The sequence below is a fragment of the Streptomyces roseicoloratus genome (genome assembly GCF_004117935.1).
GTDB lineage: Bacteria > Actinomycetota > Actinomycetes > Streptomycetales > Streptomycetaceae > Streptomyces > Streptomyces roseicoloratus.
Genome location: NZ_SDOY01000088.1, coordinates 1 through 24,309 on the forward strand (window position 1 = coordinate 1; position 24,309 = coordinate 24,309).

The window sequence follows — 24,309 nt, forward strand, 5'->3', positions numbered from 1 at the left end:
CGCGATGTGCAAGCGAAGCGGTCGCTGCGCTCCCTCCCTCCGCCTCCCTCCGCTTCGCTCCAGGAGGCAGGGGGCCGGCCGCTGCGCGCCCGGCGGGCCGCGCATCGCGCGGCCGGGCCGATCGGGTCGGTGGGGTGCGGCTAGTGGGGCCTCCAGTACGGGAGTTGGGGGGAGCGCGGGGCGCTCCCGGCGGGTCCGCTGCGCTCCCCCGCCTGACGGTCCTTCCGGCTGCGCCTCCAGTCCCTTGGGGCCCGCTGGCGCGGGCTGGGCTGGCTACGAGGGGTGGGGGTCGCTCGTTCGTGTGGGTTCCAGTGTACCGCGTGCATCCGTGAGATGCAGCATGTACTGTTGGCGGAAACACAGGACACCCCCCAACCGCCCAGGGGCCTCCCTCAATTCCGAGAGGAACGACCGCAGATGACCGGTCACCAGGAATCTACCGGACTCGATCCCGCGCTGAGCAGCGATTCTGTGCGCCGGGTGACGCAGTACCAGACGGCGGGCGTCAACGCCCGGTTGAGGCTGTTCGCGCTCCTGGAGGCGCAGGGCGTGCCCGCGAGCGAGGCGGACGACCTGGTGGCGGCGCTGGAGGCCGGGGCGGTCGCCGGGGCGCAGTGCCAGGTGGTGGAGCTGGACGGGATGGCGCCGGCCTCTCGGGGCGCGGTGTTCGCGGACGGCTGGGACGAGGGCGTCCGGACCGTGAGCGAGGCCCTGGTGGGCATCGCGGACCGGGAGTGGTCCCGGCGTGGCGGCCGGTCGGCGGGGGCCGCTGAGCTGGCCGTACATATCGCGGACGTGAGGCAGCGTGAGCGGGCCGACTTGGTGCGGCTGGAGAGGTTCGTCCGGGGGGCCGTGCTGCCGGGTACCCACCCGCACACCACGGCGCGGCGCCGGGTGCTGGAGGCACTGGGCGAGGCCGCCGGTCTGTGCACCGCGCGGACGCGGAACGCGGACGGGGACGTCATCGTCTGCACGCTCGATGCCGGGCACTACGACCCGGACGACAAGCCGCCCTTCAAGGACGGGAAGCCGGGCGGCTGGCACAAGGCGGACGCGTCGATCTGGAACGACGCGGGCGCGGCCTGCATTCCGCACGCGGCCATCTGAAAGACCACAGGAATTCAGGCTCAGGGGAGGCAAGGAAATGTCAGCGATTCCGCTCAAGGAACACCAGGTAGACCAGCGCGCCGCGTTTCGCAGGTGGGTGGGATTCCCTGCAAGATCATCCGTGTCCCCGCAGGGTGCCCGTGCCACGATCGTGTCAGCGACCGGGTCAGGCAAGACGATCATGGCCGCCGCGTGCGCGTTGGAGAGCTTCGCGGACGGCCGGATCCTCGTGACCGTCCCGACCCTGGACCTGCTCGCGCAGACCGCCCAGGCGTGGCGCGCGGTGGGCCACCGGGCCCCCATGGTCGCGGTGTGCTCGCTGGAGAACGACGCCGTGCTGAACGCGCTGGGGGTGCGGACCACCACGAACCCGATTCAGCTCGCCCTGTGGGCCGGGCACGGGCCGGTCGTCGTGTTCGCCACGTACGCCTCTCTCGTGGACCGCGAGGACGTCGACGCTCCCGAGGGTCAGCGGAAGGTTCGCGGGCCGCTGGAGGCGGCGCTGGCGGGCGGGGAGCGGCTGTACGGGCAGCGCATGGACGGCTTCGACCTCGCGATTGTGGATGAGGCCCACGGAACCGCTGGTGATCTTGGTCGGCCGTGGGCGGCGATCCACGACAACCAGCGTATCCCGGCGGACTTCCGGCTCTACCTCACCGCGACCCCGCGCATCCTCGCCGCTCCCCGGCCGCAGAAGGGCGCGGACGGCCAGGAGGTGGAGCTGGCGACCATGTCGGACGACCCGGAGGGGACCTACGGCAGGTGGATCGCGGAGCTCGGTCTGAGCGAGGCGATCGAGCGCGAAATCCTTGCGGGATTTGAGATCGACGTGCTGGAGATCCGCGATCCTTCGCCGGTTCTCGGGGAGTCGGAGGAGGCGCGGCGTGGCCGGCGTCTGGCGCTCTTGCAGACGGCGCTCCTGGAGCACGCGGCGGCGTACAACCTGCGTACGGTCATGACGTTCCACCAGAAGGTGGAGGAGGCAGCGGCGTTCGCGGAGAAGCTGCCCGAGACGGCGGCCGCGCTGTACATGAACGACGCCTCCGACGAGGACCTGGCCGCCGCCGACAAGCTGCCGGCGTCGTCGATCGACGCGGAGTTCTACGAGCTCGAGGCCGGTCGCCACGTACCGCCGGACCGGGTGTGGTCGGCGTGGCTGTGCGGCGACCACCTCGTGGCCGAGCGGCGCGAGGTCCTGCGGCAGTTCGCCAACGGCATCGACGCGGCCGGACGCCGGGTGCACCGGGCCTTCCTCGCGAGCGTTCGCGTTCTCGGGGAAGGCGTCGACATCACCGGTGAGCGGGGCGTCGACTCGATCTGCTTCGCGGACACCCGCGGCTCCCAGGTCGAGATCGTGCAGAACATCGGCCGGGCGCTCCGCCTCAACAAGGACGGCAGCACCAAGGTGGCCAGGATCATCGTGCCGGTGTTCCTGGAGCCGAACGAGGACCCGACCGACATGGTCGCCTCCGCCAGCTTCAAGCCGCTCGTGGCCGTGCTCCAGGGCCTGCGTTCGCATGACGAACGTCTGGTCGAGCAGCTCGCTTCCCGGGCGCTCACGAGCGGGAAGCGCAAGGTTCACGTGCAGCGGGACGAGGAGGGGCGGATCGTCGGCGCCGGCGGCGAGAGCGACGGCGAGGACCAGGAGCACGACGAGAACACCGACGCCGCTGCCGAGTCCGCGCTGCTCCACTTCTCCAGCCCGCGCGACTCCGCGACCATCGCGGCGTTCCTGCGCACCCGGGTCTACCGGCCGGAGTCCCTGGTATGGCTGGAGGGCTACCAGGCCCTGCTGCGGTGGCGGGCGGAGAACGAGATCACCGGCGTCTACGCCGTTCCGTATGACGTCGAGGTCGAGGTCGGGGCGACGAAGTCGTTTCCGCTTGGCCGATGGGTGCATCAGCAGCGGAAGGCGCAGCGGGCCGGGGAGCTGGAGGACCGGCGCAAGACGCTGCTGGACGCCCCGGAGGCCGGGATGGTGTGGGAGCCGGGCGAGGAGGCGTGGGAGAACAAGCTCGCCGCGCTGCGGTCCTACCGGCGGGCCACCGGGCACCTCGCGCCGCGTCAGGACGCGGTGTGGGGCGAGGGCGAGGCGATGGTGCCCATCGGGCAGCACATGGCCAACCTCCGGCGGAAGGGCGGTCTGGGCAAGGACCCCAAGCGCGCGGCGGAACGCGCGGAGCAGCTGGCGGAGATCGACCCGGACTGGAACTGCCCGTGGCCGCTGAACTGGCAGCGCCACTACCGGGTGCTTGCTGACCTGGTCGACGCCGACGGCCACCTGCCCTACATCGCGCCCGGCGTCATCTTCGACGGTGATGACATCGGTACCTGGAGGTGGCGTCAGCAGGAGCCGGGCACCTGGGCGCAGCTGATGCCCGAGCAGCGGGAGCGGCTGTCCGCGCTGGGCGTACAGGGTGCCGCCATCCCCGTGACGGCTGTCGCCCCGGCGGAGCTCCGTCCGGCGCTGGCTGCGGCCCTCAAGGGGGCGGGGAAGGCCAGGAGCAAGGCCGAGGCGGCGTTCCAGCGGGGCCTGGCGGCCCTGGCGCAGTGGGTGGAGAAGGAAGGGCAGCGGCCGGTCCCGCGCGGCGCGGTCGTTGAGGTCGAGGTCGACGGTGAGGCGGTGCCGGTGAAGCTGGGGGTGTGGATTTCGAACACCAAGTCGAGGCGGGACAGGCTCGACCAGGAGCAGCGCGCCGCCCTCGCCGCGCTGGGGATGGAGTGGGCGGGCGTGGTCCCGGCCGTCGAGACCGCCCCGGAGCCGCCCGCCCCGCAGCCCGCACAGACGCTGGCGGCCCTGGCGAAGCGGCGGGTGCGGGAGCACCACGAGGAGTGTGACGAGGAGCTGTACGAGGGCGGGAACTGCACCTGCTGGTCCATCGAGCGGTTCGGGCCGCCCTCCGAGCGGGAGAGCTACTTGGACAACCTCTGACCGCTCCCCCGCCGCTGTGAGACCCCGGGCCCGCCGACAGGGCCCGGGGTCTCGTGCGTCAGCCGCGTGCGGCGGGCTGCTACGGGCGGCGTGAGCGGCCGGGCCCGGCCTGGAGCCCGGGTCGGTCCCGCGGACCGCCGCCGTGCCGTCCGGATGGGTGATTTCCCTTCGCGTACGCGGGCGCAGTCCTAGCGGAGCACGTCCAACTTGCCTGTTTTCAAAGGCTCTTGACAGGTTTTCATGTGTTCTGTCATGTTCTGTCCGCCGCTTCCGGCGAATGAGCGAGAGGTGATCTCATGCGACGAACCGAGTACGACGAGGGCCAGGCCGCCAAGCGCCTGAAGGCGCCCGTAGCCGCCTTCCGGTGGGCCCGGCACACCGGCCTGGTCCCGGCCCCGGACGCGTCGTCCTTCCAGTGGTCCCGGGCCGCCGTGGAGGCGCTGGACGCCGACGCCATCCGGGCCGCGATGCCTTGCCCGCCGATCTCCGGCGGCGCGGCGGCCGACCGGATCGCCGAGGCGCTCGGCACACCGAACCGGACCATTCACGGCGAGCCGGCGAACGTGACGGCGTTCGTGGTGCGCCGGTTCGTCGACCGCGGCCTCCTGGTCGACCTGAGCGCGAACCCGGACGGGACGCTGCACCACCCCGGCCAGGTCGAGGAGGTCTGCCGCCGCGAGGACCTGGCGGACCTGGTCGCCGCCGACACCCCGCTCGGACCTGAGCAGGCCGCCGCCCGCCTTCGGGTCCGCCGTGCCGACTTCGACCACATGGTCCGGCTCGGATGGGTCCGCTCCCCGCAGTCGATCGAGGTCCGCTTCGGTACCAGCCGGGCCGGGGCCGTCGACGTCGCGCTCTACACCACGGCGTCCGTCGACGCGGTCGTCCCCGCCCACCCCGAGGTCGACTGGGAGCAGCTGCGCACGGTGGAGAAGGGCCGGCGCTCTCCGCTCGCGGCGCTGCGCCCGGAGTCGGCGCCCGTACCGGCGTGAGCCTCAGTTCCTTCCGCCCGCCCGCGTCCCGCGCCGTCCAGGAGGGCGACCCGGGGCGCGGGCGTCGTGCCGTTCACGCGAGCCCGGCCGGCTCCCACAGCGGGCGGGCACGTCCCGTCCCGTCGCAGTGGAAGCACCGGCCGCCTCCCGGGGTGCTCCGGGCGCCGATGGTGCCGGCGGCGTGCCGGAAGAGCCGGGTGAGTCCGGCGACGTGCGCCTCGTGAACCGGGAGGTCCTGGCGTCTGCTGAGCGTGAGCTCCAGGGCGACGCCGGGCCCGGTGAAGTGAGCATGGGGCAGGTCGCCGGTCATCGCGCGGAGCGTCTCGTTCACCTCACGCATCGTCTCCGCGCCGGTCAGCTGCACCCGGGCCGTGAGGATGGTGTCGGTGGCCGCGGTGAAGGACAGCAGCCCGGCCGGGCGGGCGAGTAGTCCGACGCGGCCCACGGGATCGGGATGGGTGTGCTGGAGCTGGGCCAGGGCCTGCCACAGGCCGCCCGGCAGATCCTGGGGTGCGGTCTCTTCTCGGTTGCGTCTCATGCGACTTGTGTAGGGCCTGCGGTGAGCTGGTGGCGTCGGATGGACCCGTCCGTCCCACGCGTTGGCATGCGGTCTTCGGTGCCCATTCCGCCCACCGGACCGGATGCTGGTGCTCTGCGGACCGTCCCGTCATGGAACTACCCGCTCTCGCTCGGGTCGATGGGCCCCTGTCAGATCGTGCTTCTGCAGATATCCCGTTTCAGGGTCTCTAGGAGAAGTAGTCAGCGCGATTGCCGCCCCTTGACTAGCGCTCTGACGTGCGGATTTCCGCGTGCCCGGAAATTCTGGGGGCAACTTGTAAGGCAAGTTGTAGGGCAGGTTGTAAGGCAACTTGTAGGGCAAGTTGAAAGGCAAGTTGTAGGGCAACCTCCGTTGCCGCTTCTGTTTGCCACCGCTCAGGGCGAGCCTCCCGTTCAGCACTTCGCCGACGGGAGGCTCGCCCAGGAGTCACCTGCGGAAGCGAGAGAGCCAGGTTCCGCCGGCCTTCTGCTCGGGCAGATCCTGCTCCTGGTGCTGCTCCTGCTCCTGGTGCCGGGGCCCGGCCGTCCCGCCGTACTCGTCGAAGGACCGCTCGATCCCTTCCTCCTCCTTCCGGTCGCAGTCCCCGCACAGCTTCGGACGGGCCTCCATGGGGACGGGGCCCCAGCCGGGGCGGTTCACCGCCTTCCACCGCTCGTCGGTGAACGCCGCCTTGCACTCGGTGCAGCGCGGACGACGGGGAAAGCGCAGGAACTCCGTCTGCTTCGCCCAGCCGGGAAGCGACTCCGGACGGTCGGCCTCCTGAGTGGCGGCGACGGCCGCGTGCTTGCAGGTGTCGCACAGGTGCGGGTGGGAGTCCTTCGTGGCTCCCCAGTCCTTCGGCTGTATCGCCTCCCAGCGGGCGTCGGTGAACTTCATCCCGCAGCCGGTGCAGACGGGACGGCGGGCCTCGCGCTCGGCTGCCTGCTTCGCGGCCTGCTCCTGGGCTGCCCTCCGCAGCTCCGCCTGGTACGCCGCCGCACGGGCCTTTGCCTCCTCTGCCTCGCGGGCTTCGGCAGCCTCAAGGCGCGCGTTCCCGATCGCCTCCAGGAGGGTCTGCGGGCCGCTGCGTCCGAAGCGGGCGAACACCGGGCCGGCCGGGCCGTGCTGGCGCAGCTGGTTCAGCCCGACCGCGATAATCGGGATCTTCCGGTCGTAGAGGTAGTGGCCGCCGCGCTGCCGCTCCCCCTGCCACAGGTGGCGGGTCAGCTCTTGCAGGCGCGGGACGGTGAGGTTGGGATTGCGTTCGCCGATGCGGTTGAACACCAGCAGCACGGGCGGATGCGGCGTTTCGTACCGGCCCTCGGGGGCCGTCCAGCGCGTACGCCACATCGGGCGCTCACGGCCGTCGGTGTCCTTCACCTGCCGCTTGAAGAAGCGGGCGTACTTCTCCAGCTTGGCGGCGAGCTCCTCGGCGGTCTCGTGGCAGTTGTCGACCTCGATGAACAGCAGCGGCACCCCGTCCTGCGGAGCGGTCAGCACGATGTCGGCCTGGGCGCCGCCCTTGCCCGGCGCGTTCCACGTGCCGGTCGCCGGGAGCGGGACCTCGGTCCAGAACGAGGCGAGCGTGCCGATGCCGTCCGGGGAGTCGACGGCGGCCTGAGCGGCGGCCCGGACTTCGGCCGGGTCCTTGGCGAGCCTGGCCATGTTCGGCTTCGGGCGCAGCATCGCGATCACGGTCTCGTTGACGGCCATCGGGTGGGAGGCGCCGGAGGAGCCCGCGCCGCGCGCGGTGGAGCCCATCTCCGTCAACGGCCGGTTCAGCTCGTAGGAGGCGGCCTGCAGGCCCTTGGGGGTCAGGTTCCGCAGGGCGTCGCCCGTCTCGGTGGAGCCGCCGTTCTCCGACAGGCCGTGCGCCCGCATGTCGGAGAGCGCGGCCGTGTGCGAGGCGGTCCGGGCCTGCTTCCGCTTCGACGGGGTCGGCTTGTCGGCATGCCGGAAGGTCAGGTGCGGAGCGCCGATCCGCTGGATCTGATCCGTCGTGGCGACCTTCAGCGCTCCGAGCACGCGCAGCACGTCGCCGCGGTAGCTGTTCGTCGACCCCGCCGGGTTGGTCTTCCTCTTCCCCGCCATCAGCTCTGCTCCCTCGTCGCTCGCGACCGGCCGCCGGCCAACCGCCGCCGCCGCTGCCGCTGGCCGCGCCCGGCCCGGGAGGGCGTCCGGGCCCCCCGGAACCCGATGCTCTCCTCCAATGCGGACATCAGGAGGAGAGAAGAGGGTTGTGACGGCGCAGTTTTCGCGCCGATTGCGGCGCTGACAAGGGGTTTTCCTCCGGCCTGGGGTGCCGGGCACCAAAGGGGGTTCCCAAGGGCCCTCCCAAGGGGGCACCCGGGGATCCCCCTTGGGCCTGCACCACGCGGGCCGGCCTTCCGGGAGGATCGGCCCGACCGGCGGTGCTGCCCGGCCTCCGGATATGTGGTCGTCATCGTCTGGTCTCCTTCGCTGCCCCGACCGGGGTGGTCGGGGCGAAGAAGCAGCGTGCAGCCGACCCCCTTGTCCGCGGCCTGACCGGTGCCGGTAGCGGACGCTGTCCAGGGGAAACGTGGCTGTGGTCGGGGCGGTAGCAGAGGTGGGCAAGGGGGTGCGGTCGGGTTCGTGGTCGGGCCGACCCTGCCGGACAAGGGGGCCACGTTTGCCCCTTGCAGTGCCGATTCGTCCGGTTCGATCGGAGGGGGAGAGTTCTCCCCCGTCGGCGGCCGGACTCTGTCCACAGGGCCGCAGATCGAGCCTGTCTTCGAGGCCGCCGCGATCAGCGGGGCGGCCCGACGATGAGGAGCCACCCATGCCCGAGAACACCGTCACCACTCCGCTCGCCCCGATGGAGCCGGAGGACGTCTTCGACGCCTTCGCCTACATCCAGGCGATCCATGCCGACGACATCGACACCGCCGGCGCGGTCGCCGACGACATCGGCCCGGAGCAGTTGTGCCGGATGCTCGTGGACGTCGCCGCGCGCGTCTTCATCCCCATCACCGCCGAAGACGACCACGACGGGGAGCCGTGCGCGCACTCCTTCCTGGCCGCCGCGCTCGGACGGCTGCTGCTGGAGCTCCTGTGCCACGGCGTGTGCCTGGCCAACGCGCGGAACGTCGCCCGGACCATCATCCTGTTCACCGAGAACATCCTCACCGAGGACCACGGCGACGTCGCCGACGTCCTGCGCCAGCTGGAGGCCGCGGGGATGAAGCAGGCGATGGAAGCGCACCCGGCGCACCGCACCACCGCGTAGCCGCACCTCCGGGACGGTGGTGGTGCGGTGCGGCGCGCGTCCCCGGCGCACCACCGCACCACCGGGGTGCGCTCCACCCGCACCACCGCACCGCACCGCTCCGCCGTGGTGCGCTCCACCGCACCATCGAGACCGCACCGCCGAACGCCGGCGGTGCGGTCTTCCGGCATCGCACTGCACCGCGACGGGCGCGCCACGACCGGGCGGGCTCCTCTATCACACACCCCCTTGACCGCGACCTGATCGCGAGCCGAAACCGGCCGTGGCAAGGAGAAATGTCGCGGTAGCAGAGCTGGACAAGGGGGTGTAGCGGAGCCGGACAAGGGGGGCGCGCGCGTCTGGCCGCACCCGGACAAGGGGTGGTCGGCGGGCGCACCGGCGCGGTGCGGTGCGGAGCTTCGGGTGCGGCGCACCACCGCGGAGCGCACCACGGTGGAGTCCATCGTCGTCCGGCGCACCGAAGTGGAGCCCACTCGGTGGAGCCCATCGGGTGGAACCCATCGGGTGGAACCCACTGAGTGGAGCCCATCGGGTGGACTCCACTCAATGAACGGGTGCCCGGCCCCATCACCACAGCCAGGCGTTGGAGTGCCGCACCCGGGACAGGGCGCGAGCGTCGCGGCGCGCGGCCGCGTTGCCGATCCGGTTCTGCCGGGAGCGGGGCCGGCGCAAGTTCCTCGCGGTGAGGCGGCGCTTGGCGGCTTCCTGGAGGCGCTTGCGCTGCTTGCGCAGCTCCGCCTTCTTCGCCGCCTTCGACTTCGGCTTCCGCGGGCGCTTCCAGATCGGCTGCCACCCCACGGGCTCGTCGGCTTCGAGCTCCTGGTCCTCGTCGAGCGCGGCGGCCATCTGCTCACGGGCGGCTCGGGCTCGGGCGAGCGCGTCGTCGGGGTTGGGGTTGGGGCGTTCTTCCGGGGTGCTCACGTGACTCCTCCTGTGGTTCGGCCCGGCGCCGGTTGGGTGCCGGGTTGCTGGGTGTGCGGCTGCGGGGCCGTCGCCGGGGTGGGCTGCGGGCGCAGGCCGTGGGCGGCTTCACGCGCCCGCCGGCTGTCCTGGAGCGTGGCGGCCACCTGCGCGGCGGCGGCTTCCAAGGTCTGGCGGGTCCGATCCACCGTGTCGACGCCGGTCTCCGGCTCCAGGACGCGGCCGTCCTTCCGGCCGTCGCGGAACGGCCGCGGGCGCGACCTCGAGGCGGCGGGCACAGCGACGGCGTACGGGCGGGGGCGGGAGCCCAGGCGCTCCGCACGGCGCACCGCGTGAACCCGGGCGGCCAGGGCGTCGGCGGCGAGACGGGCCCGCTCGTACTGAGTCGCCGTGCGGCGGCGGGTCAGCGGGCGCAGCACGGCCTGGTCCTCGGTGTCGCTCGGGTACAGGGCGCGCAGGTCGGCGGTCATCCTCCGGCCGCCCCCAACGGGCCGGGTGTAGTCGTCGAGGACCGTCTGCACGATCCGTTCGTCCAGGCCCGGCTCGTGGCGGCGGCCGCGCAGGACGTAGGAGAGGTGGCGGCGGGCCTCGGCGAGGAGGTGGTGGTCTGCGAAAGCGCCGCGCATCACATACACCACAGCGACGACGTCGACAGCCGCCAAGGCGACGTCGACCACCGGCCGCACCCGCGCCCACACCGCCGCGGCCGCCGCCCGCGCCCGCTCGGCGAGCCGGTAGACGGTGCAGGCGCCGAACGCCCGGATCGCCGATTCCCGCCATCGCGTGCGCAGCTCGGTCAGCGACAGCAGCTCGGTGCGCTTCGGTGAGCGGGTCTGGTCGGCGGCCTGGCAGGCCAGCGCGTAGCCGGCCTTCTCCCCCGGCTCGTGCCCCTGCCGCTCCTCGTACTGGGCGGTGATGACGGACAGCGCGTCCTCGATCTGCTGGCGGCGGGTCGACTGCCAGCCGATCAGCCGCCGGTCGATCCCGGCGATGTCCATCACCGGCCGGCGGCCGGGCGTCACCTCGCGCGGCTCCCACGCCCACCCGAGCCGCGCCGTCACCTCCTCCATGAACAGGAGGGTGTAGAGGCTGTCGGCGGCGACGATGTGGGTCATCAGCGAGTCCGCCGACAGGTTGCCCCACTTCCCGTCGTGCGGCCGCCGGGCACGGACCGACACGACCGCGTGCGAGTGCAGCAGCGGCCTCGATTCCGTGGCCCTGGACTCGTAGTGCCGGAACACCGCGACCACAAGCCCGTCCTTAACCCGGCCGCGTTCCTTGCCGCCGGCCTTCCAACGGATCTCGGCGACCGACTCCTCGATCCACGCCAGGGTCTTGTCGCGGGCGATGCCGTCGCACAGCTCCAGGACCCGGCGGTGCGTCTCGTCCATCAGGGCCCACGCGACGTGTGCCGTCGGCGGGGGCCGGAACACCAGGTCGAAGGCCAGCCAGGGCGTGCGCTCCTTGGCCTTGTCGGTCTCGGCCGACTGGTTGTGCTCGATGGGCCTGCCCAGCACGGTCGCCCGCCGGGCGCGGGCCGGGCTCTCGCCCTGCGCCAGGAGCTCACGCTCGATCCGGTCGGCGTCCGGGTGCCGGCCCTCCCCCAGGAGCAGCTCGGCCTGCCGCTCGGTCACCACGTCCCCGGCCTTGAGGCCGAGCGCGGCCAGGCCCCGGCCCTTCCACACGCCGGGCGGGACACCGGCCTCGTCCTGGGCGTCGCGCAGCGATGTGCCCACGGCGCGGTGGCCGTCGCCGACCATCACGCCACGGAACAGGTAGCGCACCCCGGCCCCCGGGCGAACTGGTGACATGCTGATCATCGGCCCATGGAACCCCGGCGCTGAGCTGCGTAGAAGTGTGATCCGGGGTCGGTCCCGCCGGGCGGGAGGGCATCACCAGATCTTTACCGGAGCGCCCGCCAGGCGGGCCGCCGGGCCAGCCCGAGACGGTAAGCCGCCGCTGTGTGCACAGTCCGCCGCATGACCACCGAACTGCTCCACGGAGACCTCTGCCCGCTGTGCCGCCGCCCTCTCAGGCTGGTCCCGGACGTCATCGTCCGCTCGGCCGGCGTGCCGTACCCCACCCGGACCGACTACCTGCCCCACTGCGACAGCTGCACCAGCGACCCGCTCAACTCACAGAAGTGGAACGACGCGATGAACGCCCGCGACGAGAGCTGACCCGGACCGTGCGAATGCTGCGCCACGACCTCATCAACACCACCCAGCACGACTGAGCACCACGTAACCGACGCCCTTCAACACGAACAGCCACCACCGCCCCCGGCCGACCGGCCGGGGGCTTCGTGCGTCCTGGAGGAGTTCGCCGTGCCCACGTACGAGACCCTGCCGCGCTTCACCGCCGACCTGGACCGTCTCACCCCGGAACAACGCCGCAAGTTCCGTCAGACCGTGGCGGCCTTCGTCGAGGACCTGCGCGCCGGAGGACGCTTCCGCGCTGGTCTCCGCATCAAGCGTGTTCAACGGGCGACCGGGATCTACGAACTCACCTGGTCCATGGGCACCGGCCCCGCAGGACGCGCCACGTGGCAATACGGACCAGCACGTCGCCCTGACACCCCGCACGTGATCTGGCGTCGCATCGGCACCCACGACATCCTCACCGGCCCGTAGCGCCTCACCGTCTCGCGTCCGCGCGGGAGGCCGGGCGCCCGCGGCCTTGTACCGAGGGGGCGGATCGAGGACGTCATCATGTGATCAGCGCGCACGACCTTGCGCGGCTGCATCTCGTTGGGTGGGACATGAAGCTGACTGGTGAGCCCGGCGGGGTCGAGGCGCTGGCGGAGGAGGCCGTCGTCGCGGCGTGCACGCTGGCCGACGCCGCCGACCCGGCGCGGTGGAGCGCGGGCGCGGTGGAGGATGCGGCAGCTGCCCTGGAGGTCCTGGCCGGTGCGCTCGCCCAGCTCGATCCCGAGTGTGCGGAAATCCTCTCCGTCGTGCCGATCGCCGCGGCCGCCGTCGTCGAGCGCGCCGAACAGGCCGCAGCCGGGACGAGCGAATCCGCCGACGGCAGGGCGACAGCCGGGACGAGCGCGGCGCTGCGCCAGGCGCTCGCCGCTCATGGTCTGACCCGGCACCGTGTGCACCAGCTCGGTGCCGCGCTGGTCACCGTGACGCTGGACGCACCCGAGGCGCAGGCCCTGGCCGTGCTCCTCAGCCGACACGACATCCTCCCCCGGCAGGTGCAGCCGGAGGGCGAGGACGGCTGGGGGTCCGGGCCGACGGAGACCGCGGCCGCCGCGCTCGCCGACGCTGTCCGCGCGCACGGCACTGGCGCGTACGCGCGGGTCCTTGCCTCGGGGCAGGTGAGCGCCGGCCTCACCCTGCAGGCGGCCCAGGCGGTGGTCACGGCCCTCACCGCCCAGCCCGTTGTCGCAGCGCGCGGCAAGCGGCGGGGGCTCGGTCCGGGGTTCAAGGGTGTCGCCTCACGCTGACTGTCCGAGCTGCTGCCGCCAAAAATCGCGGGACTTCCCCAATTGGGGAAGTCCCGCTCAACCGCAAGGGTCAGTCCTCAACCAGCTCTGCGTCGACGATGCCGTCCTCATCGACGGCGTCAGCGTCGACGTTGCCATCGGGGGCGGCGTCGGCGTCCACCTTCACCTTGCTGAGGATCCGGCCGATGCGGCGGATGGCGTCCTGCTGCCGCTGGGCTTCTTCGCTGCTACGGGCCTTACGTGCGGCCTTGTCCTCCGTGGCGTTCTCGATTGCCTGCCGCGCCACGTTCAGCAGCTCGAGTGCGCCGTCTACGGGATCTGGGCTCCGTCTGGGCATGCCGCCCTGCTCGGGTGTCGTCTCGGTCCGCTGCGTGGGCATCACCGGGTCGGGTGCGGTCGTCCAGGCGGCGCTGATGACCTGGCTGCGCTCCGCCGGGTCGGAGACTCCCTTGGCGGCCGCCACCGCCTTCTTCACTCGCTGCTGGACCTGGTTGGCGACAAGCCGGACCCCGCCTGCCTGGTGGGCCCAGTACAGCTCGGCGTAGGCACGCGCGGCCTCTTCGTCGCTGGTGCGCTCCGCGTACGGCTGCAGCTTTCGCAGGTGGCTGTCGGGCAGGGGCCGGCCGAGTTCCTTCTGCACGGTCTGCGCCAGGCGCCAGGTCTTCTGGAGACGGTCCGCCTCGCTGGTCGAGAGTCCGTCGTGCTCCTGCTGAAGGTACTGCTCCCAGGTGCGGGTGCCGTCGCCGCGGTACAGGCGGCGCCTTCGGACCACTTCCAGGGAGTAGCCGAGCATCCAGCGGGCTGTGCGGGCGTTGTCGACGGCGCGGTGCGCCTCGGCAAGGAGACGCTGCTCGTGCTCGTCGAGCGGGCCGTTCGCGGTCTCCGGCGTGGCGTCCACGTCGGGGAGGGTCAGTCCCCAGTGCTCCATCGTGAAGGGCTGGGCGCGCATCTGCGGAGGTTCGGCGGGCTGGTCCGGCACAGCCAGGCTCCCCGGCGTGGGACTCGCGCTGTCGGCGGGAGGCTGCTGGGCTCCCTTGCCGGCCGCCGCACGGAAGTCACGACGCTTAGACACTCTTGATCAGCCCCCGGTCCTGCAGCTCGGTGACCAGCTCACCGAACGGTCCCCGGGCCGCGTTCTCCACCGGGAAGCCGGTGGCCTGCTTGATGTCGTCCAGGACCGGGATCTTCACCGTGAGCACGTTGTAGTCGTCGTCGGCGAGCAGGCCCCGGATCTCCTTCTCGCTCCGGACGTTGGGGCGGACTCGGTTGAGGAGCACCCACATCGGCGGGGCCGTGCGTGAGGGCCTGTCGAACGCGGAGCGGCCGACCATCGTCTTGACCGGGGTGGAAGTGCGCGGCTGATGGACGCGCTGGTAGTCGGCCATCGACGGTTCCATGTGGATGAGGACCAGGTCAGCCACCTTGAGCACGCTGTCCGCGATGTGCGGGTGGTTCTCGGTGTGACCGACGTCGACGATGTCGATCCCGGCTTCCCCGAGCGGCGTGTACTCCTCGGCGAACTTCGCGGAGGCGTTGTGCTTCACCGGGAAGGGGAAGCCGGCGAGCTCGGACCACTGCGTGAGGTGTTCAGACTCGTCGGCGTCCCAGAGCTGCACGCGGTATCCGGCCTCGTGGAATGCGTGTCCCATCATGCCGGTGTCGGTCGTCTTGCCCATGCTTCGTGGGCTGATGTTGGCGATGAGCACGGCGCGGCTCTCTCCTCATGCAGTGGCTACGTTCCGCAAGATGCTGCCACGTCTCCCCGAGCACAGTGACCCGCACCACGTCACAAAGTGCTGCCCGGCAGCGCGGCCACCGCCAACTGGTCCGAGCGCGACCGCCGTAGACGCATCGAGCCTGAAACGAAAAAAGGCCCGCGCCCCGCCAGATCGTGGCGGGGCACGGGCCTACAGGGGCTCGCATCAGGTGGTCAGACGCTCACTCCCGCGACGGCGGCGTCCAGGAGCGCCACGGCGTCGGCCTCGTACGGGTCGGCGAACTTCTGGTGGTCGCTGACGTCGAACGGTGCGTACCGCGCGGAGACGCGGTGGCCGGGCACGAGGGTGGTCTCGCGTCCGTCCAGCGCGGCGGTGAGCCGGTCGTAGTCCTGCTGGGCGTGCCGGGTCTGGGTGTACGGACCAAGGCGCAGCAGGGTGAAGCCGTCGAGGCTGTCGTCGCGCTTGCGGGCCTCCATGTAGAGGGCGTAGTGCGCGGGTTCCATGCCGACGTCGTCGGGCAGGGGCAGGTTCGCGGCGGCGTGAGTGAGCGGCGCGTAGCCCGGCTGCCAGAGGCCGAGGATCGTGGTCGTCTCGCAGCACAGCCAGCTGCGGTCCGTGTAGCCGAGCTGGCGGCCGTGGAGGTAGGCCGCGGCGTGCGGGGTGTCGGGGTGGACCAGGGCGACGGCGATCAGGTCGGGGCCGTGGTCGTCGCCGGGCCTGGGGTGCGCGCGCTCCACGAACGGGCCGATGCGCACGGCGACGTCCTGGCCGCAGCCGGGCGTCCAGGGCTGCGGGTCGCGCATGGCGGTGAGCATCGCACGGAACTGGTCGACGACGGCCTGGTCCTCGAGGGAGATGGCGCCGGGGGCGTGGCCGCAGCGGCGGAAGAGTCGCTTCATCGGGTGGGCTCCTGTTCGCGGGTAGGTCGGGTCCAGGGCAGGGCGAGGCCGTCGCCGGCAGTGCGGGGCACGAGGTGGCCGTGCAGGTGGAAGACGGTCTGGGTCGCGTCCGGTCCGCAGGAGGTGAGGTAGTTCCACTGGCCGCCCAGCTCCTGGGCGAGTTCGGCGGCGCGCAGTTGCACGGTGGCGGAGACGACCGGGTCGGTCGTGAAGTCGGCGACGTGGCCGCGGGGCAGGACCAGGAGGTGGCCGTCGGTGCAGCCGCCACTGCGGGGCACGATCGCGAGGGCGTCGACCCACTCGCGGACGATCTGCGCCGGGGCGCCGTCGTGGACGATCCGGCAGAACGGGCAGTCGGGCCGCGGGTGCTTGCGAGGGACCGGCGGTCGGTCGATGTGGTGGTGGGTGACCTGGACGCGGGCGCCGGCTTCCTGCATCTGGCGACCGATGGCGTCGGCAATTGCGGGTGCGCGGTGGCGTCCGTACCAGCAGTTCACCAGGAGCTGGACCGGGCGGTCGTTGGCGGCGGTGCGCAGCGCGGTCAGTTCGTGGACGGCGTCGGTGATGATGCGGGCCGCGCCGGGGGTGTTCAGGACGTAGTCGCGTACGCCGGCGTCCCGTCCGGTCTGCTGGGCGACGATGTCGGCGAGGGACGGGTCGTCCGGCGGGTTCAGCAGGGCGTTGGTCAGGTTGATGCCGAGGACGGCGGCGCGGTAGCGGGGCGGGGGAGCGTCCTGCCAGCGGGCGCCGAAGGAGTCGATGAACACGTCGGGCTGCATGGAGCCTCCAGGCTCGGAGTCGGGTGAGGACGCTGGTATGCCGCCCCGGCCGGGAGGGGCGGGGCAGCACACCAGCTTGGTCGGACGGGCTACTGGGTGGTGGTGTCGGTGATGACGAGGAACTGGTCGCTGCCGAGGTCCATCACGACCTGAGCGTTGGTGCCCTCGGCGCGCTGGGCGGCGGCGTACTCTTCGGCCGGCCAGGAGCCGCGGGGGCCTCCAGCGGGGAACCGCTCCAGGACAGTGCGGGCCTGCGTGCTGGTGGTGGCCATCAGGCGTCGCCGCCGTTCACGCGCTCGTGGAGGTCGATGAGGGTGGTGATGGCGTCGGGGTTGTCCGCCAGGCCGACCCACGCCCCGTACGCGGTGAAGACGGGGACCTGGTCGCGGTCGGCGTCGAAGATGACGCAGTAGTCGCCGTACCGGTCGAGGACCATGTCCCGCAGGACCGGGATCGGTGCGGTGTCCAGGACCTCCAGGGCGTCGACGACGAGCAGGGCGGGCTCGCCGGGCGCCGGCGGCTGGACTAGGGTGCCGGTCGCGCGCAGCAGGTCGCCGGGCTGGATCCGGTTCAGCAGCTCGTGGACGATCCTCGGGTCGCCGCTGGTGCAGGTGACGACCGTGTCGTGGATGTCTTCTTCGACGGCGTCGAGGTCGGTGGGGACGATCAGGTCGAAGGTGGCGGTGTCGCGCGGGCCGGGGGCGGGTATCGCGTCGACCCAGCCGTCGACGGCGCAGTGCTTGGCGTTCATCAGCTGGCCTCCGCCAGGGTCTCGGTGGTGCGAGGGCAGCGGGGTCGGGGGCGGTGCTGGGCGAGGACCAGGAGCTCGCGGTTGCGCTGGCGCTGTGCGTCGGTGAGCGGGCGGGCCTTCGCGCCGTGGTGGTGCCAGAGCGGGGAGGCCGGCGGCTCGGGGTAGGCGAGGGCGTTGTCGACGTCGCGGTTGCTGCTCATGGGTGCCTCCAGGTGGAGGGAGGGTTCAGGCGTGGTCGTTCGTCTGGCCGCCTTTGGGCGGGTCGGAGACGAACCGCGTCTCGCCGGGGTGCCGCGAATTCCAGAGCTCCGCGCAGACCTTGTGGGCGGGCTCTTTGGTGTGGGACCTCAGCGGGGTGGTGGTGCCGCACAGCACGCACGGGGCGGGCGGCCCGAAGTGCGAGGAGTGGCGCCAGTTCAGGAGCTGAACCGGCGCCGTGGGCTGTGCGGGCACCGGGCGCGGGTGGCGGCGCCGGGTGGTCACGGCCGCAGGTGCGGGAGCTGCTGGACGACCTGGGCGACGAGGTCCTCGGTGGGCCGCCAGGGGCCGAGCTGCCCGCGCGCCGGGATGGGCAGGGCGAGGGCCTGGACGTCGCGGAGTTCCAGGTGCCATGCCCCGGGCTGCGCGAACTCGGTGCAGGGCGGGGAGCCGTGCGGGTCCTGGTGGCAGCCGGTCAGCCGGGCGACGCCGATCACCGCGCCGGTGGTCAGGTCGCGGCCGCGGACCGTGCGGGCGATCAGCGGCACGCGCAGGGCTGGGCGGTCGATCTGCTGGCTCGTGTGCAGAAGCAGCCAGCCTCGCCACGACCACGCCCGGGGCCGGTTCTCGATCGTCTTGGCCCCGGCGAGGATGGCGGCGGCGTACGGCTGCTTGACGCTGATGCCGCGGATCCAGTCGCCCGTCGGCGGAAGGTTCGTGGTGCTCATGCCGCTCGCCCCCACGCGGCCGTGCCCGGCCTGCCCGCGCGGCGCCCGTTGACGGACGGCACGGCGGCGTGCGCCGTGTTCGCCAGGACCGCGCGACCCGAGTGCTTGCCGTCGTACAGGGCGGCGTCGGCGGCCCGCTGCAGCGCGGACAGGTCGCGGGAGCCGGTCACGTCCGGGGTGGCGGCGCCGACCGAGGCGGCGACGTCGACGGTGCGGCCGTCGTCCAGGACGACCGGGGTGTGGAGCATCCGGACCAGCTGCTCCAGGCGGAGAGCGCGGCGGTCGGCAGGCAGCTGGAGGACGACGGCGAACTCGTCACCTCCGAGCCTGCCGACGGACGCGCGCGGGCCCGCCCAGGCGGTGAGGCGGGCGCCGAACGCGGCGAGGACGGTGTCGCCCGCCGCGTGTCCGAGCCGGTCGTTGATCTCCTTGAACCTGTCGGCGTCGACCATGACCACAGCCACCTCGTCGTGGCGGGCCAGGAGGCGGCGGGCGCGGGCGGTGTAGGTGTCGCGGCGCAGCAGGCCGGTCAGCGGGTCGCGGCGGGTGGCGGCGAGCTGCTTGTGGAGCGCGACGGCGTGGATCGCCCAGCCGGTCAGCGGCAGGGCGGCGGTGGTGATCAGGAGGGTTCGCGGGCCGAACCGGCCCCGGGTGTGCAGGACGGAGTCCATACTGGGATCTCTCCCTCTCGTCTCGTACGGGATGGGAAGGCCCGGGGCAGGCGAACTGGTTTGGACGCCGATGTGCGCCTGTCCCGGGGCGGAGCTACAGCGCGAAGTCGCTGCGGGTGGTCCAGCTGTAGGGGCTCTTCCAGGGGCCGGCCTTCGCGGCCGTCCACTCCATCTCCCAGCCGGGCCGCAGCCCGGCCGCTCCCCAGCTGTCCGGCTGCCTGCCGGGGACCTCGAGGCCGGCCTGCTGCGCGGCGAGCGCGGCGTCGTAGACCTCGTGGGCGCGGCGCAGGGCCGTGGTGGGGGAGTCCGCCTCGCCGGTGAAGACGTGCAGCCCCCGCAGGGCCGGGTTAGCGGTGTCGTGTATCGGGACGTCGACCTCGTAGAACTCGCGGTTCGGCATGACGACCCATCTCCTTCCGTGCCTGGTGCGTGAGGGGCCACCGCGCCGTCCCGGCCTTGGTGGCCGGGGCGGCGTGGAAGCCCGTCGCGGTCGCGACGGCGAGGGAAGCGGGAGCGAGGGCCGTTCCGGCCCGGCTCGGGGAGGCCGGGCCGGAACAGCGGTGGTTCAGCCGTTGTCAGCGGCGGGGTCCTGGTCGGCGGACCCGTAGCGCTTGGTCTGCCGCAGGACCTGGTTGCGCTTGACGCCCAGGGCGTCGGCGACGTCCTGCTGCGCGCCGTGGTAGCTCTTTCGCAGGCGGTCGATCTCCTGCCAGAACTCGGTCTCGACGCGCTCGCGCTCGGACTCGCGGCGCTGGCTGGCCTTCGCGACCAGGGCGCGCAGTTCGGCGCGGGCCTGGTCGTCGGGGCGGGGGGTCATGTCGGGCTCCCGGGGAGTTGAGGGACGATGTGTCTGCCCCCTGCTCCTTCGTGGAGCGGGTTGGGAGGCCCGGGGCGGCCGGCGAGGTTGGTAGCCGGTAGGCGGCCGCCCCGGGGCGTCACCAGACGCGGCCGTTGTGGGTGGACGTCTTCAGGTCCAGGTGACCGGCGCCGCGCACCCGGATGTTGCCGTTGTGGGTGCGGGCGGCGAGACGGCCGGAGGAGGCCGGGGTGGCGCTGATCGTCACGTCGCCGTTGTGGGTACGGGCGGAGCCGCGGTGGCCGTTGTAGGCGCCGATGGTGATGGAGCCGTTGTGGGTGCTCGCCTCCAGCTCCGTCTCGACGCGGTCGACCAGCACGGAACCGTTGTGGGTCTCGGCCTCCAGGACCTTCACGCCGCCCGCCTGCAGCGAGCCGTTGCGGGCGTCGAAGCGGATGGCCTCCAGGTCGCCGCGCACGGTCGTCTCGGCGTTCTTCGTGTTCACGGCCAGCGAGGACCCGGCCGGGAGGACGACGTCGACGGTGATCATGCCGGTCGCGCCGCTGACGACGGTGCCCTGCTCGGCGACGACCCGGCCGCCGGCCACGACCTGGCGGCCGCCGACCCAGATGTCGCCGTTGCTGATGGTCATGCCGGTCATGGTGCCGGTGTTGATGACGCCGCCGTTGAAGCTGACGACGTTCCCGCCGACCTGCATCACCGAGTAGCTGCCGCCGATCCCGCTGGCGGTGTCGTCCGGGACGGAGACGGTGAGCTTGTTGCCGCGCTCGGTGAACGTGGCCTCGGTGACGGCGTCGGCGAGGGTGCCCTCGGTGGCGGCGGTGTGCACGCGGACCCGGCCGTAGACGGCCTTGGGGTCGACGGTGACGTTGACCGCGCCGTTGGAGACCGACAGGTCCAGCTCGATGGCACCAGCGGCGCCCATGACGTGGATCTTCTCGCTGCTCAAAGCGTGCTCCTTGGTCGGAGAGTGCGGGGGCCGGGTGGCCCCCGCACATCAATAATGCATCCTCGAAGGATGCATTTCTAGTGTTTGGCATCTTTCAAGGATGCCTTTTTGTGTTCGTGCGGGTCAGGCGGCCACAGCCGGGGCGGGCGAGTCGAGGCCGACACCGCGCAGCGCGTCCAGGACGTACGGCTCGAAGCGGTTCTGGTGCTGGGCGGCGACCGCGTGGCCGGTGGCGCGGCTGTAGGCGTAGCAGCGGGCCATCATGCTGGCGTCGGTATCGGCGAGGGCCTGGTCGACGGTGTTCTTTGCGAGGTGCTCGATCCAGGTCTGGGCGGCCGACTCGCGGCGTGCGTGCGAGGTCGACATGGCGACGGAGTCCGCCCACCGGCCGCTGCCGCAGGTGGGGCCGCCGCACTGCTCCCAGTTCCACTTCCGGTCACGCATGACCTCGGGGTCGGCGTCCCAGTCCGCCGCCCAGCGCGCGGCCCGCTCGGGGATCTCCTGCTGGATGACGTTCAGGACGTCGCGGCCGCAGGGCCCGAGCGCGGGGTGAGCGTCGGTCTCCTCGAGGACGCGGATCTGGTGGGAGAGCAGCCGGTAGGGGTAGTAGCGCTGGCTCCAGTTGCCGGTCTCGCCCAGAGGCTCCACGATCCACAGCCGGACGGGCCAGGTGACGGGCCAGATGCCGGTGTCCTCCAGCGCCTCGCCGACGCGCTTGACCATGCGGAAGTAGGAGAAGCGGCTCTCGTCGTACCACTTGTTGCGGCAGGGGTTGGGGTGGTCGATGACCTTGCCGACGTTGGCGGAGAGGTTCACCGGCGTTCCGGCCTCGCGGGACATCTCGATGATGCCGTCGGCGGGGGTGGCGATGTACCAGGTGACGGGCTTGCGGGCCATGCGGGCCTCCGTGAAGGGGTGAGAGCGGCCGGGCCGCTCATAACTGGATGTTGATCTGGCGGCGCGGGTCGCCCGCGCTGGTGTGGACGGTGCGGCGGTGCGCGGTGAGGCCGGCGCTTCCGCCCTGGATCGGGAGGTGGCAGTCCGGGCACCCTTGCCACCACTCGTCCCCGGCCGGAAGGTCGGCCGGGGTGAGCGGGTGCGGGTGCGGACCCTCGGCGGCGCGGCTCACTCGCGGACCGCCGCGGCGTACTGCTCTTCCAGGTCCGCGCGACCCTCGGCGTCGTCGTCCATGCCCGCCGCGTGGTCGTCGGCCTCCTGGTCGACGTCGTCGTAGCCGTGGACGTCGCAGACGATGTCGTCGCGGTGGTCCAGGTCGCCGGTGAGCGCGCGGTGCAGGCAGGTGACGCTGTAGGCCGGCGTCCAGGCGGTGGCGCTGCACTCGGGGTCGAACGGGCACGGCACGGCGATGTCGAACCCGATGTCGCCCTCGCCGTCGACGTCCAGGCGCAGGGCGAGGGTGAGGTGCTGCTGGCCGAGGCGGATCTCGCCGACGCGGTCGCCGCCGGCGATGTCGGAGTCGTCGTTCCACCGCCACATCGGCAGGATCTCCTCGCCGAAGAAGCGGCGTACGAGGAGCAGGTGGCCCAGGCCGTCGCCGCCGTCGAGGCCGAGGTCGGACCGGCGGGCCTCGCTCAGGTGCCGCAGGTACGGCTCCAGCCGGTTCAGGTCGTGGGCGAAGAGGACCTGGGTGAAGCCCTCCCGGGCGAGGTTCTGGTGGGAGGAGGTCATCGCCGCGTGCTGGCGCCGGACGACGTCGTCGGGCACGCGCCGGTTGGCCGGGCGCGGTTGCTGTCGCTGGAGGCACAGCGGCAGCGGCGTGGAGACGACGACCGCGACCGTCGGCACGCCGTACTTCTTCGCCGTCATCACCAGTTCGGCCCTGATGGCTTCTTCGACGTTGGTGCTGTCGACGACGGTGTTCAGGCGGCGGGCCATCCGGCGTTCCAGGATGAGCTTGAGGACGTCGGCGGCGTCGGCGGTGGCGGCCTGATCGCCCGGGTCGTCGCTGACCGTGCCCCTCAGAGCGTCGAGGGAGAGGACCTGGGAGGCCGGCCAGGTGCGGGCCAGGGTCGACTTGCCGGCGCCGCTGGCGCCGATCAGCACGACGAGCGCGTTCTCGGGAAGCGGCGGCTGGGTCTGGCTCACGTGTCGTCTCCTTGCGGTTCAAGGGCGCGGGCGGCCCAGGTCATGCGCTGCCCGGCGTTGTCGGTGATCAGGGCGGCGGCCTCGTGCAGGGAGCGGGAGGCGACGCCGTCGCGGTAGGGCTCGAACTGCTCCGCCCGGCGGGCGGCGGTGCTGACGAGCTGGGCGAGCGTGGGGAAGAGGCCGCCGGGGACGTCGATGTCCTCCTGGAGCTCGCGCAGGATCGTGGCGAGCTCGGGGGCGTCGATGTCGTCGGCGGTCAGGTCGTCCTCGATCTGCTGGAGGGCGAGCTGGGCGATGCCGAGCGAGGCGCGCACCCGGTCCAGGCGAACGCGGGGGCGCCCGGTCACCGGGTGGTCGCCCCGATGGTGGCGACCAGCGCGGCGGTCGTCTCCCAGCCGTGGTGCCAGGCGTTGTCCAGGCAGTACGCGCCGTTGATGCCGTGATCGGCCAGACGCCAGAAGTTGCCCTTGCCGGTCTTCGTGGCGAGCGTCTCCAACAGCCCGTCCGGCACTCGGCGGTCCGCGGCGTAGTGCGTGACGAACGACAGGGCGAGCGCGGCCGCGGCGGCGCCGGGGTGCAGCCGGATGCCCAGGACGCGGGCGCCAGCCCCGACCGCGAGGGCCTGGGTGGCGGTGTAGGTCAGGCAGTGCCAGGCGCACGCCTTGATGCCGTCCGTGGTGCCGTGGACGGTCGGCTCGTCGTCCGGGTCGTCGGTGGTGAGGTACACGGGCTTGTCGTCGGTGGCGCCCTTGACCCGGGCGCAGTAGTCGTTCTGGATCCAGTGGTCACCGATGTTGGACCCGGCGCGACCGAGGCCGAGGACGGCGGCGAAGAGGGCGGAGCGATGCGTCATGCTGGGGTTTCTCCTGATCTCGAAGGGTGAAGGAGCGGGTGGCCGGCCCTTTGCCGATGCGCGGCCGCCCGAGGTCCGACCCCGGCCGCACCGGCCGGGGTCGGGTCGTTCAGAACGGGGGCTCGTCCGGCCAGGCCGGGACGGGCAGGAGCCGGATGCGCCAGGTGGGCCGGTTCGTCCAGCAGCCGCACGCCTCCATCTCCGGGTTCGCGCCGTCGACCCACCAGCCGCCGTCGCCCTGGCAGTCGGGGCAGGAGCGGCGGGGCTGGGGCGTCAGCTCGATGCGGTGCCGGTCGGCGTACAGCCGCCGGTGCCCGGCCTTGAGCGCGACGGCGACAGCCCCGGCTGCGGCGGCCGGGAGCGCGGCGAGCGCCAGGGCGGCCCGCAGGCGGCGGCCGGTCACGTCAGCGGGATCGCGCGGCAGGCGGTGGCGTGGTCGTTGGCGTCCGGCCGGATGCGGAACAGGTAGCTGACTTCCGGGCTGCGGGAGGAGTCGCCGCAGCCGAGGCAGCTCCAGCGGTTGTCGTGGGCGTTCTCGCCGGAGCCGGTGACGTCGACGTACGAGCCGCCGGTGGTGACGAACCGGATGAGCAGGCCCCTGGGTCGGGTGGGCTCGGTGAAGGCGGAGGCGCGAACGGCGGTGCTCATG

The 24,309-nt window shown here is 72.4% G+C and carries 31 protein-coding genes; 7 read left to right on the forward strand and 24 right to left on the reverse strand.

Annotation, left to right across the window (positions count from 1 at the left end; all coding sequences use genetic code 11):
• Window positions 1-417: 417 nt before the first annotated feature.
• From ESG85_RS35455 to ESG85_RS07970, 3 genes are all read left to right on the forward strand, one after another.
• Window positions 418-1,107 carry a hypothetical protein gene (locus ESG85_RS35455; RefSeq protein WP_128977342.1) on the forward strand — a complete coding sequence of 230 codons (690 nt, stop codon included), beginning with the start codon at window positions 418-420 and terminating at the stop codon, window positions 1,105-1,107.
• Between the two features lie 37 nt (window positions 1,108-1,144).
• Complete coding sequence (locus ESG85_RS07965; protein WP_128977343.1) at window positions 1,145-4,039, forward strand: DEAD/DEAH box helicase; 2,895 nt, start codon at window positions 1,145-1,147, stop codon at window positions 4,037-4,039.
• A 296-nt stretch (window positions 4,040-4,335) separates the two neighbouring features.
• Entirely contained in the window at window positions 4,336-5,031 is a 696-nt protein-coding gene (locus tag ESG85_RS07970) for a hypothetical protein (protein ID WP_181018988.1), read from the forward strand.
• A 73-nt stretch (window positions 5,032-5,104) separates the two neighbouring features.
• Here ESG85_RS07970 and ESG85_RS07975 read toward each other — a convergent pair whose 3' ends face one another.
• Both ESG85_RS07975 and ESG85_RS07980 read right to left on the reverse strand, forming a co-directional pair.
• A complete protein-coding gene (locus ESG85_RS07975; RefSeq protein WP_128977344.1) occupies window positions 5,105-5,569 on the reverse strand; it encodes a hypothetical protein in 465 nt (154 codons plus the stop codon).
• A gap of 447 nt (window positions 5,570-6,016) precedes the next feature.
• Window positions 6,017-7,660: a replication-relaxation family protein gene (locus ESG85_RS07980; RefSeq protein ID WP_246094875.1), complete on the reverse strand. Its 1,644-nt coding sequence runs from the start codon at window positions 7,658-7,660 to the stop codon at window positions 6,017-6,019.
• Between the two features lie 709 nt (window positions 7,661-8,369).
• On the opposite strand from ESG85_RS07980, the gene ESG85_RS07985 reads away from it, so the two are divergent.
• Window positions 8,370-8,816 (forward strand): hypothetical protein, encoded by a 447-nt coding sequence (locus tag ESG85_RS07985; RefSeq protein WP_128977345.1) that lies wholly within the window; start codon window positions 8,370-8,372, stop codon window positions 8,814-8,816.
• A 567-nt stretch (window positions 8,817-9,383) separates the two neighbouring features.
• On the opposite strand, the gene ESG85_RS07990 is transcribed toward ESG85_RS07985, so the two are convergent.
• On the reverse strand, window positions 9,384-9,737 hold the full coding sequence (locus tag ESG85_RS07990) for a hypothetical protein (protein WP_128977346.1): 354 nt from the start codon (window positions 9,735-9,737) through the stop codon (window positions 9,384-9,386).
• Window positions 9,734-11,557, reverse strand: a complete 1,824-nt coding sequence (gene mobF, locus ESG85_RS07995) for a MobF family relaxase (RefSeq protein WP_246094876.1) — start codon at window positions 11,555-11,557, stop codon at window positions 9,734-9,736. Before mobF ends, ESG85_RS07990 begins: the two co-directional genes overlap by 4 nt.
• A 159-nt stretch (window positions 11,558-11,716) precedes the next feature.
• Between mobF and ESG85_RS08000 the strand changes: the two genes are divergently transcribed.
• The 3 genes from ESG85_RS08000 (at window position 11,717) to ESG85_RS08010 (ending at window position 13,191) form a co-directional block, all read left to right on the forward strand.
• Window positions 11,717-11,917 carry a hypothetical protein gene (locus tag ESG85_RS08000; RefSeq protein WP_128977347.1) on the forward strand — a complete coding sequence of 67 codons (201 nt, stop codon included), beginning with the start codon at window positions 11,717-11,719 and terminating at the stop codon, window positions 11,915-11,917.
• A 147-nt stretch (window positions 11,918-12,064) separates the two neighbouring features.
• On the forward strand, window positions 12,065-12,370 hold the full coding sequence (locus tag ESG85_RS08005) for a hypothetical protein (RefSeq protein ID WP_128977348.1): 306 nt from the start codon (window positions 12,065-12,067) through the stop codon (window positions 12,368-12,370).
• Window positions 12,371-12,450: 80 nt separating this feature from the next.
• Window positions 12,451-13,191: a hypothetical protein gene (locus ESG85_RS08010; protein ID WP_128977349.1), complete on the forward strand. Its 741-nt coding sequence runs from the start codon at window positions 12,451-12,453 to the stop codon at window positions 13,189-13,191.
• Between the two features lie 70 nt (window positions 13,192-13,261).
• Here the strand turns inward: ESG85_RS08010 and ESG85_RS08015 are convergent, their stop codons facing one another.
• From ESG85_RS08015 to ESG85_RS08105, 20 genes are all read right to left on the reverse strand, one after another.
• A complete protein-coding gene (locus ESG85_RS08015) occupies window positions 13,262-14,170 on the reverse strand; it encodes a hypothetical protein (protein ID WP_128977350.1) in 909 nt (302 codons plus the stop codon).
• Window positions 14,171-14,255: 85 nt separating this feature from the next.
• Window positions 14,256-14,897, reverse strand: a complete 642-nt coding sequence (locus ESG85_RS08020; RefSeq protein WP_128977351.1) for a P-loop NTPase family protein — start codon at window positions 14,895-14,897, stop codon at window positions 14,256-14,258.
• 224 nt (window positions 14,898-15,121) lie between these two features.
• A complete protein-coding gene (locus ESG85_RS08025; protein ID WP_128977352.1) occupies window positions 15,122-15,808 on the reverse strand; it encodes a hypothetical protein in 687 nt (228 codons plus the stop codon).
• Complete coding sequence (locus ESG85_RS08030) at window positions 15,805-16,587, reverse strand: RapZ C-terminal domain-containing protein (RefSeq protein WP_128977353.1); 783 nt, start codon at window positions 16,585-16,587, stop codon at window positions 15,805-15,807. Before ESG85_RS08030 ends, ESG85_RS08025 begins: the two co-directional genes overlap by 4 nt.
• A gap of 89 nt (window positions 16,588-16,676) precedes the next feature.
• Window positions 16,677-16,859: a hypothetical protein gene (locus tag ESG85_RS08035; protein WP_128977354.1), complete on the reverse strand. Its 183-nt coding sequence runs from the start codon at window positions 16,857-16,859 to the stop codon at window positions 16,677-16,679.
• Complete coding sequence (locus ESG85_RS08040) at window positions 16,859-17,338, reverse strand: hypothetical protein (protein ID WP_128977355.1); 480 nt, start codon at window positions 17,336-17,338, stop codon at window positions 16,859-16,861. Before ESG85_RS08040 ends, ESG85_RS08035 begins: the two co-directional genes overlap by 1 nt.
• Window positions 17,338-17,538 carry a hypothetical protein gene (locus ESG85_RS08045; RefSeq protein WP_128977356.1) on the reverse strand — a complete coding sequence of 67 codons (201 nt, stop codon included), beginning with the start codon at window positions 17,536-17,538 and terminating at the stop codon, window positions 17,338-17,340. Before ESG85_RS08045 ends, ESG85_RS08040 begins: the two co-directional genes overlap by 1 nt.
• Before the next feature lie 25 nt (window positions 17,539-17,563).
• Window positions 17,564-17,821: a hypothetical protein gene (locus tag ESG85_RS08050; protein WP_128977357.1), complete on the reverse strand. Its 258-nt coding sequence runs from the start codon at window positions 17,819-17,821 to the stop codon at window positions 17,564-17,566.
• Complete coding sequence (locus ESG85_RS08055) at window positions 17,818-18,264, reverse strand: ASCH domain-containing protein (protein ID WP_128977358.1); 447 nt, start codon at window positions 18,262-18,264, stop codon at window positions 17,818-17,820. The genes ESG85_RS08050 and ESG85_RS08055 overlap by 4 nt, the downstream gene beginning before the upstream one ends.
• Window positions 18,261-18,935 (reverse strand): GGDEF domain-containing protein, encoded by a 675-nt coding sequence (locus ESG85_RS08060; protein ID WP_128977359.1) that lies wholly within the window; start codon window positions 18,933-18,935, stop codon window positions 18,261-18,263. The genes ESG85_RS08055 and ESG85_RS08060 overlap by 4 nt, the downstream gene beginning before the upstream one ends.
• 94 nt (window positions 18,936-19,029) lie before the next feature.
• The gene (locus ESG85_RS08065; protein WP_128977360.1) at window positions 19,030-19,335 is read right to left on the reverse strand and encodes a hypothetical protein; all 306 of its coding nucleotides are present in this window, start codon (window positions 19,333-19,335) and stop codon (window positions 19,030-19,032) included.
• Window positions 19,336-19,500: 165 nt separating this feature from the next.
• Complete coding sequence (locus tag ESG85_RS08070) at window positions 19,501-19,752, reverse strand: hypothetical protein (RefSeq protein WP_128977361.1); 252 nt, start codon at window positions 19,750-19,752, stop codon at window positions 19,501-19,503.
• A 118-nt stretch (window positions 19,753-19,870) separates the two neighbouring features.
• Window positions 19,871-20,701 (reverse strand): DUF4097 family beta strand repeat-containing protein, encoded by an 831-nt coding sequence (locus ESG85_RS08075; RefSeq protein ID WP_128977362.1) that lies wholly within the window; start codon window positions 20,699-20,701, stop codon window positions 19,871-19,873.
• 123 nt (window positions 20,702-20,824) lie between these two features.
• Entirely contained in the window at window positions 20,825-21,598 is a 774-nt protein-coding gene (locus ESG85_RS08080; protein ID WP_128977363.1) for a hypothetical protein, read from the reverse strand.
• 37 nt (window positions 21,599-21,635) lie between these two features.
• Window positions 21,636-21,830, reverse strand: a complete 195-nt coding sequence (locus tag ESG85_RS08085) for a hypothetical protein (protein ID WP_128977364.1) — start codon at window positions 21,828-21,830, stop codon at window positions 21,636-21,638.
• On the reverse strand, window positions 21,827-22,807 hold the full coding sequence (locus ESG85_RS08090) for an ATP-binding protein (RefSeq protein WP_128977365.1): 981 nt from the start codon (window positions 22,805-22,807) through the stop codon (window positions 21,827-21,829). The genes ESG85_RS08085 and ESG85_RS08090 overlap by 4 nt, the downstream gene beginning before the upstream one ends.
• Complete coding sequence (locus tag ESG85_RS34890) at window positions 22,804-23,154, reverse strand: hypothetical protein (RefSeq protein WP_181018989.1); 351 nt, start codon at window positions 23,152-23,154, stop codon at window positions 22,804-22,806. The genes ESG85_RS08090 and ESG85_RS34890 overlap by 4 nt, the downstream gene beginning before the upstream one ends.
• Window positions 23,151-23,660 carry a hypothetical protein gene (locus ESG85_RS08095; RefSeq protein WP_128977366.1) on the reverse strand — a complete coding sequence of 170 codons (510 nt, stop codon included), beginning with the start codon at window positions 23,658-23,660 and terminating at the stop codon, window positions 23,151-23,153. Before ESG85_RS08095 ends, ESG85_RS34890 begins: the two co-directional genes overlap by 4 nt.
• A 109-nt stretch (window positions 23,661-23,769) precedes the next feature.
• Window positions 23,770-24,063, reverse strand: a complete 294-nt coding sequence (locus tag ESG85_RS08100) for a hypothetical protein (protein ID WP_128977367.1) — start codon at window positions 24,061-24,063, stop codon at window positions 23,770-23,772.
• The gene (locus ESG85_RS08105) at window positions 24,060-24,308 is read right to left on the reverse strand and encodes a hypothetical protein (protein WP_128977368.1); all 249 of its coding nucleotides are present in this window, start codon (window positions 24,306-24,308) and stop codon (window positions 24,060-24,062) included. Before ESG85_RS08105 ends, ESG85_RS08100 begins: the two co-directional genes overlap by 4 nt.
• Window position 24,309 lies beyond the last annotated feature (1 nt).

Bases quoted from the DNA above. Each gene is read 5' to 3' on its own strand.
- ESG85_RS35455 (WP_128977342.1), top strand. From the start codon at position 418: ATGACCGGTCACCAGGAATCTACCGGACTCGATCCCGCGCTGAGCAGC.
- ESG85_RS07965 (WP_128977343.1), top strand. From the start codon at position 1,145: ATGTCAGCGATTCCGCTCAAGGAACACCAGGTAGACCAGCGCGCCGCG.
- ESG85_RS07970 (WP_181018988.1), top strand. From the start codon at position 4,336: ATGCGACGAACCGAGTACGACGAGGGCCAGGCCGCCAAGCGCCTGAAG.
- ESG85_RS07975 (WP_128977344.1), bottom strand. From the start codon at position 5,569: ATGAGACGCAACCGAGAAGAGACCGCACCCCAGGATCTGCCGGGCGGC.
- ESG85_RS07980 (WP_246094875.1), bottom strand. From the start codon at position 7,660: ATGGCGGGGAAGAGGAAGACCAACCCGGCGGGGTCGACGAACAGCTAC.
- ESG85_RS07985 (WP_128977345.1), top strand. From the start codon at position 8,370: ATGCCCGAGAACACCGTCACCACTCCGCTCGCCCCGATGGAGCCGGAG.
- mobF (WP_246094876.1), bottom strand. From the start codon at position 11,557: ATGATCAGCATGTCACCAGTTCGCCCGGGGGCCGGGGTGCGCTACCTG.
- ESG85_RS08000 (WP_128977347.1), top strand. From the start codon at position 11,717: ATGACCACCGAACTGCTCCACGGAGACCTCTGCCCGCTGTGCCGCCGC.
- ESG85_RS08025 (WP_128977352.1), bottom strand. From the start codon at position 15,808: ATGAAGCGACTCTTCCGCCGCTGCGGCCACGCCCCCGGCGCCATCTCC.
- ESG85_RS08030 (WP_128977353.1), bottom strand. From the start codon at position 16,587: ATGCAGCCCGACGTGTTCATCGACTCCTTCGGCGCCCGCTGGCAGGAC.
- ESG85_RS08035 (WP_128977354.1), bottom strand. From the start codon at position 16,859: ATGGCCACCACCAGCACGCAGGCCCGCACTGTCCTGGAGCGGTTCCCC.
- ESG85_RS08040 (WP_128977355.1), bottom strand. From the start codon at position 17,338: ATGAACGCCAAGCACTGCGCCGTCGACGGCTGGGTCGACGCGATACCC.
- ESG85_RS08045 (WP_128977356.1), bottom strand. From the start codon at position 17,538: ATGAGCAGCAACCGCGACGTCGACAACGCCCTCGCCTACCCCGAGCCG.
- ESG85_RS08055 (WP_128977358.1), bottom strand. From the start codon at position 18,264: ATGAGCACCACGAACCTTCCGCCGACGGGCGACTGGATCCGCGGCATC.
- ESG85_RS08060 (WP_128977359.1), bottom strand. From the start codon at position 18,935: ATGGACTCCGTCCTGCACACCCGGGGCCGGTTCGGCCCGCGAACCCTC.
- ESG85_RS08065 (WP_128977360.1), bottom strand. From the start codon at position 19,335: ATGCCGAACCGCGAGTTCTACGAGGTCGACGTCCCGATACACGACACC.
- ESG85_RS08070 (WP_128977361.1), bottom strand. From the start codon at position 19,752: ATGACCCCCCGCCCCGACGACCAGGCCCGCGCCGAACTGCGCGCCCTG.
- ESG85_RS08080 (WP_128977363.1), bottom strand. From the start codon at position 21,598: ATGGCCCGCAAGCCCGTCACCTGGTACATCGCCACCCCCGCCGACGGC.
- ESG85_RS08095 (WP_128977366.1), bottom strand. From the start codon at position 23,660: ATGACGCATCGCTCCGCCCTCTTCGCCGCCGTCCTCGGCCTCGGTCGC.
- ESG85_RS08105 (WP_128977368.1), bottom strand. From the start codon at position 24,308: ATGAGCACCGCCGTTCGCGCCTCCGCCTTCACCGAGCCCACCCGACCC.